Raw genomic sequence first — 11075 nt, 5'->3', positions numbered from 1 at the left:
GCGCTGTGCTTTCCCGACCGCTTAATCAATATAACAATTCCACTATCTCCTGTCAAGGGGGAAATTCAAAAAAGTTTGAGAAAGTCTCAAAACCGCTCAGGCGAAGGTTTTTAGGGCACAATGATTGAGTAAATCAAACAGCAGGCTAGTCTTGCGGGGAAAAAATCTGTGAACTTTCAGTCGATCATTGCCGAGCTAAATAAGTTTTGGAGCGATCGCAGCTGCCTCATTGCCCAGCCCTACGATATGGAGAAAGGAGCAGGCACCAAAAATCCCCATACATTTTTAAGAGCGATCGGCCCCGAACCTTGGGCAGTTGCCTATATCGAGCCTTGTCGCCGTCCTGGGGATGGACGTTATGGCGAAAATCCGAACCGCTATCAGCACTACTACCAATACCAAGTACTGATTAAGCCAACGCCTCCGAATATCCAAGAACTTTATCTGGATTCTCTGAGAGCGCTGGGTATCCGTCCAGAAGATCGCGATATTCGCTTTGTCGAAGATAACTGGGAGGATGCAGCGGTAGGAGCCTGGGGAGTAGGTTGGGAGGTCTGGCTAGATGGGATGGAGATTACCCAATTTACTTACTTCCAGCAGTGTGGCGGGATTGATTGTCGTCCAGTATCCATCGAAATCACTTATGGACTGGAGCGACTGGCAATGTATCTTCAAGAGACGGATGCGATCGCAAAGATTCGCTGGACGGATGAGCTTAGTTATGGGGATGTTCACCTCCAGGGTGAGATAGAACAGTGTATCTATAACTTTGAGGCTTCCAATCCAGATATGCTGTTTACCCTGTTTAACCTTTATCAGCAGGAAGCAGAGCAACTAATCGGGCGAGAACTTGTTCTACCAAGTCTTGACTACGTTCTCAAGTGTTCTCATACTTTTAACTTGTTGGATGCTAGAGGAGTTATTTCGGTAACTGAGCGGACTCGCTACATAGGCAGAATTCGCAACCTAGCCCGACAAGTGGCCCAAGTTTACTTACAACAACGGGAGAAATTGGGTTTTCCATTACTGAGAGGACAGCAGACTGAACAGCAGTCATCAGTTCAATTGGTATCCTAAAAACAGCAACTGAGAAGCCTTTCTAAGAACCGATCATGAGTGCAGCCACTAGCGGTATCATTCTGTGTCTGGCCTATATTATTGGCCTATTGTCTACAGCATTTACCTGGGGAGGTTATGCTGTACTGGCTTTAGGGGTCGGAGCCGCCGCAGTGCTACCGCGTTTGTGGCGAAAAAGCCCCAAATCGTGGTTATGGCTGGCAGCTGGTTTTGTGGGATTGCTAGCAAGCCTATATTTCCAGGCAAGGGTGCCACATCCGGCGGCTAATGATATTAGTCAGAACGATCGGGCGCTGCAACAGGTGGTCACGGTACGGGGTAAAGTTGAAGGTATGCCCCGCCTTACCCGCAATCAAAGAGTTCAGTTTTGGTTAAAGGCGACTCAGCTAGACGAAGTTGTGGGAAGCGATCGCCCGATGGATATAGGCAAAGAAGTCACGGGGAAGCTATACGTGACAGTGCCCTTACTACAAGGTACTGCTTTATATCCAGATGAAGCGATCGCAGTTACAGGCACTCTATACAAACCCGAACCCGCCGCAAATCCAGGCGGCTTTGATTTTAAAGCTTACCTAGCTCAAGAAGGCGCTTTTGCAGGTCTTAAAGGTCGTCAGGTTAATTTGGCCGATGAAGAGGCAGCTTCCCAATGGGGATGGTGGACTATCCGGCAGAGAATTATCCGCTCCCAAACTCGTTGGTTGGGCGTCCCCGAAGGGCCATTTGTCAGTGCGATGGTTCTGGGAAGCCAGACAGTAAACTTGTACCTGTCTCCCGAAATTAGAGATATGTTTGCCAGGGTTGGTTTGGCTCATGCTTTAGCAGCATCTGGCTTTCAAGTATCCTTGATTCTGGGCATTGTCTTAACACTGACCAGACGGTTGTCAGCGCGGACGCAATTCGGCAGCGGTGTTCTAGCTATAGCTTTTTTTCTGGGTTTGGCAGGGCCACAAGCACCAGTGCTGCGAGCTGCGGTCATGGGATTTGGGGCATTAATCGCTCTTGTAGCCCAGAGGAAAATGAAGCCATTAAACTCGTTGCTAATTAGTGCCACCCTTTTACTCCTGTTCGACCCCCTCTGGATTAGGGATTTGAGTTTTCAACTGAGTTTTCTGGCAACATTGGGATTGTTGGTTACAGTGCCAGCTTTAATGAAAGGAATGGACTGGTTACCGCCAGTATTAGCTTCGGTTATAGCGATTCCTATTGCAGCTTCCTTGTGGACGCTACCACTGCAATTGTATGCCTTTAAAGTAATTTCTCCTTATAGCATCCTAGTAAATGTAATCAGTACCATACTTGTAACAATTATTAGCATCGGTGGATTTATTAGCGCGATCGCAGCATTGGTTTGGCCTTTGGCAGGAAGCGCTTTAGCTGGGCTGCTATACTACCCCGCCCACTGGTTAATTTTATTAGTCGAATTTTTTGGCAAGTTACCAGGAAATTCTGTAGCCGTTGGAGCTATTTCTACTGTACAGTTGATTGCACTCTACGGGCTGATTTGCTTGGTTTGGCTTGTGGGTTGGTTGCATCGCCGTTGGTGGTTGGCTCTTATTGTGGCGATCGCTTTAGTGATTATCCCAGTTTGGCAAACCAAAGCCACATTATTTAGAGTAACTGTACTAGCAACAGCTAGAGAACCTGTAATGCTAATCCAAGACAGTGGTAAAGTGGCATTAATTAATAGTGGAGATGCCAATACAGCCCGTTTTGCTGTGCTACCTTTTTTGCAGCAGGAAGGCATTAATAAAATTGATTGGGCGATCCGCACTGAGGCGAACGCTACCAACTCCCAGCAGACGGCGAACAGTGGATGGGCTACAATTTTAGAGCGCTTACCTATTGCGAATTTTTACGATAATCCTAGCCCAAAAGCAGACTCTACCAATCAGTCTTCTATTGTGGCCGCAGTCCAAGCCCGTCAGGGAATTTACCAAACTTTGGCAACTGGTCAAACTGTGCAAATTGGCTCCACAACTGTGAAGTTAATCAATGCTGAATTGCCTGTGTTGCAGTTCCAGATTAAAGAACAGAGTTGGTTATTGCTTGGGTATCTTCAGCCAGATCTACAAAAGGCGTTAGCAACCAAAGGAGGATTGCCAAAGTCTCTAGTGCTTTGGTGGTCGGGAGAGCGTTTAACGCCAAATTTGCTAAAAGTGCTACAACCAGGAGTAGCGATCGCTTCATCTAACTCAATTGATTCAGATACTGCTACCCAGTTGCGTAAAGCTAAAGCACAAGTTTACAGCACAGGCCGCGATGGAGCCATCCAATGGACTCCCAGCGGGGGATTTGAGACAACGCGGGAATCAACAGAAAACGAAACTTCCCTGTTTTAAACAGGCTGACAAATCCCTGCAAAAGTGCTAAGATATATATCGCACCTATTGGAGAGGTGGCAGAGTGGTTGAATGCGGCGCACTCGAAATGCGCTTTGGCGGTAACGTCAACGTGGGTTCAAATCCCACCCTCTCCGTTCAAAGGACAAGGCTACTTTTTTTCAAAACCTCTGCGGCCCGATCGCATTCTGGATATTGGCTGTAATTCTATGTTTGCACTCGCTGCCGCCCTTTCTCTCACCAGCACAAAAAAAAGATCGATCGCACCCATTTACCAAAGCCTTTCCGATGGATTATCTCTCGATGGCTGATTATTGGAGGGTGGTTGAATTCGTGGTGTGGCATTCGATCTTTGATAACCACCAGAACATTCAGGAGCAGGTCTTACTACTTCCAAATCGCCATCATTTGTTTCTCTATAAAGATAGGGAACGACACAAGTTCCTCGTCCATCAACTAAATAAACAAAAGGAATACTGTAATTGTAATGATTGCCGTCTTCTTTAACCCAATATTGACGACCGCAGACGGATGAACTAACTTCTTGACCCCGCCTAAAGTCAAACCAAACTTTGTAAGGCGAACTATCGTGACTGTCGGTTCTTATTGTAGGTTCACTAACAATCCCAGAACCACAATAATTATCAGCTACTCTAGGTCTGGGCCGATCGATACTGACAGAAGGATTGCGATTTTGCCTGGGAGGGCGAGTGTTAGAATTATCAATATTTGAATTTTGTCCCGTGACAGTTCCATCTCTTTCTGTGAAAGCTGCGGCATAGTCAATAACGCACATCGATCTAAAACGAGCGTGAGAACCGCAAGCAACACCAGCGACGCGAAAATTTGGGTTAACAACGCTTTCTCTATGTCCGCGATTGGGTACTCCGTCATCAATAATTAATTGCATGACCGCATCTTGGGGTGAATCGGGGCCATAACTAACATTTTCTGCTTGCAGACCTTGTGCTGAACCGTAGCGTCTCATCCTACTAAATGGGTCGCTACCATCGCTACCACCGTGACCGATACTGCCTTTTGGCCCTTGGTCGTTGACATGATCTCTCGCTGCTTGGGAAATTCCGCTCGATAAACTAAGCGGTGGTGCAGGAGGAGTCGATCGCAGAAATTGAATTGCTTCATCAACAACCGCTACGCCTTCTTGAGTTCGGACGGGAATTTTGCCCGGTATTCTCAATAAATTGCCATCAAAATATCGTCTTAACCGTTCCAATTCGGCAGCATAGGCGGCTGGATTTGCTCGTACTCGATTTATCTCGCCAATTACTGCTTGTTCCCAATTATTTCTTTGCGCTAATACAATCGTCTCTCGGTTAGGAAATTGAGCGATCGCATACTTGGTAGAGAAAGTCATTAGTAGGGCGAGTGGCGCGATCGACCATAATACAATTTGACGCATAGTTTACCTCGTTAAATGATACTTTTGGGAGTGCGATCGCACCCATTTACCAAAGCATTTCCGATGGATTAGAGTTTTGTGGCTGGTTATCGGATGGTGCTTGAATAGGTTGTTGTGGTGCATTACCGGATTGCTGAACACTTTTTCGCGTCATTGTGAAAGGTTGAGTTAGTGGGCTACAAGTGAAAGTTCCAGTGATTTGATTACCATCATTACTAATAGTTCCCTTGAGCGAAAATATTTCTCCTCTAAGATAAACTGAATTGCCGGATATCGAACCTTCGTTAATGATTAGGGTCATTGGATCGGCATCTATTTGATTACCATTTTGAGTGAGAATTGGCTCTATGGTAAGTTCAGTATTGGGTTCGGTAATACAAGTAATATTATCCTCGCCAACGCGATAATTTTGTGTTTTTATTACCCATTTACCGCTGAGATTGAATTGAGTTGGCGATCGCTCGGTTTGTGCCAAAATAATTGAATTTAGTTGAGTAGGTGGGATGGCGATCGATCCTACTGGAATGAAACAAGTAGTTAGGGCGATCGACCATAATTTAATTTGACGCATTATTGACCTCAGATAACAAAATTGACGAAAGCGATCGCTCGAATTTACCAAAGCATTCCCGGTGGCGTAGAATTTGGAGAAGCATTATCAAAAGAAGGTGGTTGAATAGTTTCTGGTGAGGAAGTGTTTGATGTTTGATAACCTTTGCGAGTTGCTGTAAAAGGCAGAATAACTCCTCTACAGTCTAATGTTCCAGCAATCTGATTCCCATCGCTACTGACTGTTCCAGACACAGTTACAAAGTCTGAGTCGAGAGTAACTTGATTGCCGGACATTGTTCCGCTACCGTCAAATGAAGTATAAATTTCTTTAGCGTTAGCAGCCGGACTCATCACTACTTTGTCGCCATTTTGGTTGAGTGAAAGTGGATAAAGTAATTGACTATTAGGTACAGGAATACAAGTAAGAGTTGAACCATCGTAATTTAAATCGAAGTCTTGTGTCTTGATAACCCATTCGCCAGTAAGATTGGCTGGCCCAATCACTTGTTCGGCTTGTGCTAAAGTAATTGAATCTAGTTGAGTGGCTGGGAAGGCGATCGATCCTGCTGCAATGGAACAGGTAGTTAGGGCGATCGACCACAATACAATTTGACGCATAGTTTACCTCGTTAAATGATAGTTTTGGGAGAGCGATCGCACTTAAATTAAGTGGGTGATAAGTGCGATCGCGTCGCACTTGTGCGAATTCAAAGAGCTATTTTCACCACAACGGCTGTGGCGATGTGTTGTCTGGCGAAATAGGATCGGGATTGGGTTGGACAGGAGTTGGCGGAACGGGAGAAGGAGCATTTCCTCTTAACCAAGGGGGAGTACTAGAATTTCTCGGTTGACAATTGTTACCTGTACAATCTGACAGTTGCGGCAATTTAGGAACAGCAGCAGTGGCACCAATTTGACTGCAACCGTATTTAATCTTGAAGTAACCATTTTCTCCCCAATCACTTCCCCAAGAGTTACGAGCGATCCAGTAGCCGCCTGCATCATCCCAGCCAATAATATTAATTGCATGGTTAGGTCGGCTGTTAGTGCAAGAATTAAAAATTCCCCCTTTATATGCTTGGAAAGCATCACTTGCATAAACGCCAGCCCAGACGCTTCCGTAGGTATAGATAGCTTGCTTGATTCTGGTGATACTAGCTTGAGAACCTGGGTCATCACTTGGAGCTAGAACGAAATCAAATGCCTTGATATCGTACAAATTGCCAGATGCAGGTCTGCTCATTCTTCTACAAGGAGATTCTCGACCTTCATAGGGATAGATTTGTTCTCCTACTAAGCCAGATTCGTAACGATAGTCAGAATCTTTGTCTGTAACAAATCCACCATTACAGCTAAAGCCTTGACGATTGCAAGAGAGAAGTTGTTGTTCACTGAGGTTAAGGTTGCTATTTGGTTGTTGATAGCGGGAACTATAGGTAATTTCGTTGGCACTCACAGCAGCAAATGCCCAACAGCTACCACAAGTTCCTTGACTTCTGATTTCAGGAACTACATTCCATTCACGAGCATCAAATTGAGCCGGTAATTGACCGGGAACAGGAGTAGGTTGAGGTGGTCTTGAGGGAGGAGAATTTCGTGAAGAGTCCTCAATTAGAATGGATAAAATGGAAAAAATATTAATCAAAGTAGGTCTAAAATTTTGAGGAATGCGAGTTCCCGTCAAAAGTTCAAGCAAAATTCTGAAGGCTTGGCTATCTCCTACTTCAAAAGACCAACCTTCTCGCCTTCCCCGTTCTCGGAGTGCAGCTAATTCTGCTGCTACTTGTTGGTCAGATTTACGGAAAGCTCGCTTTTCTTCTATGTTTTGGGGAGTAGCGGATTGCGACCTTAATATAAAAGGAGCCGCCTTTCCCTTACACCATCCATCTACTACTGTTGCAGTTCCTACAAATTCTCCTTTTTCATTCCTTGAACCGTTGAGCGTTATTGAATAGCCTCCAATAGAAGGAGGTGTAAAATTTAACTGTACATTGTTGCCACTAATAGCACCATTGACAGATCCATAAGCTTGTTGATTATTCCACTCCCAAGAAAGCTGTCCACTAAAAGAAGAACCTGTTAAAAGTAGTGAAATTGTTGTTGAGTTAGCATTTTTACAAACACCATTCCACACAGGCCATATCGGAAATTCTAAAATCCAGTCAGAATTTTGATATGTCTGAACTTGCGAATTACTCTGACTCGGATTGGCATTCCTATTATCAAAAATATCAACTTGCGCTTGTAGAGTATTACTAGAATTGGATAAAGACTTTTGAACGCCTGCTATTGCTATTACTGATAAAAAAATGATAATAGCTATAGCCCAAAAGCGAAATCGACGCATAGACAACCTCACAGATAAAAATATTATTCAGACATCAGAAAAATGATTGATTGGTAAAACTTGCCACTTAATAGCAAGAAAAGAGCGATCGCAATCTCGATCGCTCCCATCAATATCGAGCTAACGACCGAAAATACCCCGAATTTGCCGAAAAGTATCCACACCCTCGCGAAGCGTTCCAAAAATATTTTTGATATCCATGCGATCGCGAGAATCGGGTTGTGCAGGAGGAGTATAAGCTACTGTCAAATCCTGAGTTGGAGAGTTTTCTACCTGCAATGCCAAATACAAATTTTGCTGAGGCGCTAACCTCAAAAAAGTATTAATCGGAATCGCCAAATTAAAACCAGACTTGATTAAATCGGCTACCGAAGCTATAGTTTCGGCATCAGGAGATGATTCTCGAACTGCCTCTCGCGTCTCTGCATCTCCTAAACCGTGAATACCAATGACGCGACCGTTTGTATCCAGTACCGGGCCACCGCTCATGCCACGCCTGGTAACGGAAGTATAGACTATTGAATAACCATCTTGCCGAGGCGTTTCTAAAATACTGGAGATACTTCCAGGAGTGAATTGGCGAGTAACTTCAGTGATAGATTGGCTAGGCGCAGGCCACCCGGAAATAAAAATCGATTGACCCTGCTTTACCGTTTCCGTATTGGCTAATTTTGCAACTGGATAATTTTTATTGCTGGTAAATGACACTACTGCTAAATCAACTCCAGGTAAACGCTTTACCTTGCTGTAATCGAGTTCGTGAGGCTCTTTGTCAGCAGTGACAATCCGATATTTACCCGAATCCTCTACAACATGATTGGCAGTGAGTACGTAATAAGTGTTGCCATCTTTAGCAACAATGACTCCCGAACCATGTCCGTCACCCTGTTCCACCCGAATTAAAACCGTAACTTCACGGGCAATATCGTTAACTTGTACCCCAGTCAAAGCAACAGCGATCGCAGGCTGCATCACAACGATCGCACTCACCATAGCAGTACCGGCTAATACAGATGGAAGCGCGTCATAAAATTTCATCTTTCTATCTCCCAAATTACGTTAAAAACAAAGGTAGGTTGCTGCGCTGTCTTAGCTAAATAAGAGCGCTAAAGCGCAACAACGTACCTAGAAAATCGGTTAAGTATCGTGTCACTTGTGTAACTCCTTTTTTTACCAAAGCAATTCTGGCTGATGCGAACTATTCGGTCGTTCCCGAATCACCGTTCGCAGTGAGGACTTAAGCCCTCCCAATTCCAAAAAAGTTTGCACCGGAACTGCCCAACTCAGTCGCATCATCTCTTGCTGCATTGGTGCGGAAGGTATAGAACCATCCTTAAATACATAAGGTCTTTCCCAAAGCGGATAAGCGTGGATGGCATTAATTCCCACCACTTCACCGCGATCGTTCAACACCGGGCCACCACTCATTCCTTTTTGGATATCGTTGGTGTAACCGATTTGATATCCCCCACCTAAAGCCCGATCGAGAATTAAAGAAATCTCCCCGCTGTTGAAGACAAACTCCTCAGCTTCCACTGGAAAACCAGCTGCAAAAACGCGATCGCCTACCGCCAATGTTGAAGAAACTGGTAAAGATGCCAATCTGTAACTAGCGGAACTGCCAAATTGCAACAACCCCAAATCGTCACCACCAAACCCACTCGCCCTTAATACCGTTGCTGGGTAGATGCGTCCGTCAGGAGTTTGAATGCGATATGGCTTTCCGTATCCGGCTGTCAGGACGTGATCGTTGGTCAGTACAGTATAAATTTGTCCTTGTTTGGCGATTAAAATTCCCGATCCACAAGTATCGCCACATAAAACTTTGACTGCGATCGATCTTGCTACCTCCCTCACTTGTTCTGGCGATAGTGCGGGTGACACGGGAATTGCTGGTGCAGCAACATTGTGAGGAATTGCCTGTACTGGCAGATAGATTAGACAACTGCCAATACAAGCGATGAGGATAGATAAAGACCAGTTCATTTGAGCGTCGGGGCTAGGGTATTGTGTAGGGGCGAAGCCTGACGGAGTGACTATCGATCGCGATCGGCAACAATTTTTTGACCCGAATGCTTCGCCCTCCCGGTTCAAGAAACCCGGTTTTTTAGAAAAACCGGGTTTTTGGCCTAGCTAGTGGCAGTTTCTTACCAAGCATTACCGCCCGCAGGTGCAGAAGAAGGCTGACTCATCGCCGGGGCTGCATTATTTGGTTCGGGACTGCTGGCGGAAGCTTCTGCTTCTACCGGGGCGTTGTTGAGGAAATCGTTAACATTAATCGAGTCGGAACTAGAACTGCTACGCCGCCTCGTGCCTTCGTAAAGTGGCCTAGATGCACCGCCCCGAATTTGGTGTAATCCTTGAATTACGCGGGCGGCGTTTTCCCCAGGCTTGAGCGTGAACAAAACATTGGTGTTGTTGCAAGGGCCACCTGCTGCACCAGTAGCGCAGACCACTGGTTGACCGTTGACAATTCCGGCGGTGATGAAGTTCAAAGCGCCTTGGCTGTAAAAACTTTGGAATCTGCTGGATACATCTTCGCAGCGGGCTTGAGGGTTAAATCCAGAACGGGTGAAATACTGCGAAACCCAAACAATTACAGGGATATTGCCGCGTGGGGTTTGGGCGATCGTGGCTGGTTTACCTTGGCTTGCACCGCAGAAAAAAGTGGTACTTTGCGCTTGACTGGGTTGACTGGTTATGCTTCCGCTGGCGAGTGCGATCGATCCTGCTGCCAGAATTTGTGTTAGCAATTGTCGTTTCATAGCGATTGAAAACTCCAAAAGTGAAAACAAATCAACAACAAACAAGGAAAAAACTGAACTTAACAAGACAAAAAGCTGGGGAAATGGTTAAATTTGCCATTTCCCCAGCCCCGCGAAACTCACATCCGTCACAGACTAGGTTCTCTGAATATTTAATTGATTTAAAGTTGTTTGCTGTCGATACTTACAATCGTACAGCGTCCCTGCTTTTAGCCGTTACGCCTCAAGCTAGCATCTTGAACCCTTTATGGATGCTTTTTGCGGTGTGGGCATCTGCCTCACTCCAGCATTTGCATGAATTATACCACTAGGGGTAGAATTACGATCGTAAAGATTTGTTTCCAGCCCACCTCACAACTTCTTCATCAGTAATAACATACCGATAATGAGTGCCACCCTTGATAATTATCCGAATTTTTTTATCTTTGGGCCGATCGCTTTCGATGGTCAAACACCCAAAGCCCGTTTCTTGCCAAGTTTCAAGCAGAAGGCTCTCAATCCGGGCGAAAATTTCGTTAATGGTAGTTGGCGGATTGTCAGATTCTGATGACATTTCTACATCCTAGATAGAGCGA

The 11075-nt window shown here is 45.3% G+C and carries 11 protein-coding genes and 1 tRNA gene; 4 read left to right on the top strand and 8 right to left on the bottom strand.

All coding sequences use genetic code 11. From position 1 onward, the window contains the following. Window positions 1-168 precede the first annotated feature (168 nt). The 3 genes from glyQ (at window position 169) to LAY57_RS14695 (ending at window position 3553) form a co-directional block, all read left to right on the top strand. Entirely contained in the window at window positions 169-1077 is a 909-nt protein-coding gene (glyQ, locus tag LAY57_RS14705; RefSeq protein WP_249067527.1) for a glycine--tRNA ligase subunit alpha, read from the top strand. Window positions 1078-1112: 35 nt separating this feature from the next. Then, window positions 1113-3416: a ComEC/Rec2 family competence protein gene (locus tag LAY57_RS14700; protein ID WP_249067526.1), complete on the top strand. Its 2304-nt coding sequence runs from the start codon at window positions 1113-1115 to the stop codon at window positions 3414-3416. 50 nt (window positions 3417-3466) lie between these two features. Then, window positions 3467-3553: transfer RNA gene (locus LAY57_RS14695), tRNA-Ser, on the top strand. Window positions 3554-3687: 134 nt separating this feature from the next. Here the strand turns inward: LAY57_RS14695 and LAY57_RS14690 are convergent. The 7 genes from LAY57_RS14690 to LAY57_RS14660 form a co-directional block, all read right to left on the bottom strand. After that, window positions 3688-4836, bottom strand: coding sequence for a CAP domain-containing protein (locus LAY57_RS14690; protein WP_249067525.1), 1149 nt, complete (start codon window positions 4834-4836; stop codon window positions 3688-3690). Between the two features lie 46 nt (window positions 4837-4882). Further along, window positions 4883-5407 (bottom strand): hypothetical protein, encoded by a 525-nt coding sequence (locus tag LAY57_RS14685; protein WP_249067524.1) that lies wholly within the window; start codon window positions 5405-5407, stop codon window positions 4883-4885. Between the two features lie 44 nt (window positions 5408-5451). Further along, a complete protein-coding gene (locus LAY57_RS14680) occupies window positions 5452-6006 on the bottom strand; it encodes a hypothetical protein (protein WP_249067523.1) in 555 nt (184 codons plus the stop codon). A gap of 103 nt (window positions 6007-6109) precedes the next feature. Then, entirely contained in the window at window positions 6110-7735 is a 1626-nt protein-coding gene (locus LAY57_RS14675) for a C1 family peptidase (RefSeq protein WP_249067522.1), read from the bottom strand. A gap of 120 nt (window positions 7736-7855) precedes the next feature. Next, complete coding sequence (locus tag LAY57_RS14670) at window positions 7856-8773, bottom strand: S1 family peptidase (protein WP_249067521.1); 918 nt, start codon at window positions 8771-8773, stop codon at window positions 7856-7858. Window positions 8774-8905: 132 nt separating this feature from the next. Beyond that, entirely contained in the window at window positions 8906-9721 is an 816-nt protein-coding gene (locus tag LAY57_RS14665) for a S1 family peptidase (RefSeq protein WP_249067520.1), read from the bottom strand. A 161-nt stretch (window positions 9722-9882) separates the two neighbouring features. After that, window positions 9883-10500, bottom strand: a complete 618-nt coding sequence (locus tag LAY57_RS14660; RefSeq protein WP_249067519.1) for a COP23 domain-containing protein — start codon at window positions 10498-10500, stop codon at window positions 9883-9885. Window positions 10501-10520: 20 nt separating this feature from the next. On the opposite strand from LAY57_RS14660, the gene LAY57_RS14655 reads away from it, so the two are divergent. Further along, window positions 10521-10811, top strand: a complete 291-nt coding sequence (locus tag LAY57_RS14655; protein ID WP_249067518.1) for a hypothetical protein — start codon at window positions 10521-10523, stop codon at window positions 10809-10811. A gap of 8 nt (window positions 10812-10819) precedes the next feature. Here the strand turns inward: LAY57_RS14655 and LAY57_RS14650 are convergent, their stop codons facing one another. Further along, window positions 10820-11053: a hypothetical protein gene (locus LAY57_RS14650; protein WP_249067512.1), complete on the bottom strand. Its 234-nt coding sequence runs from the start codon at window positions 11051-11053 to the stop codon at window positions 10820-10822. Window positions 11054-11075 lie beyond the last annotated feature (22 nt).

The sequence above is a fragment of the Argonema antarcticum A004/B2 genome, assembly GCF_023333585.1.
In the GTDB taxonomy this organism is placed as follows: domain Bacteria; phylum Cyanobacteriota; class Cyanobacteriia; order Cyanobacteriales; family Aerosakkonemataceae; genus Argonema; species Argonema antarcticum.
The sequence above is the reverse complement of the archived record's forward strand: the minus strand, read 5'-3'. Positions and strand labels throughout refer to the sequence as shown.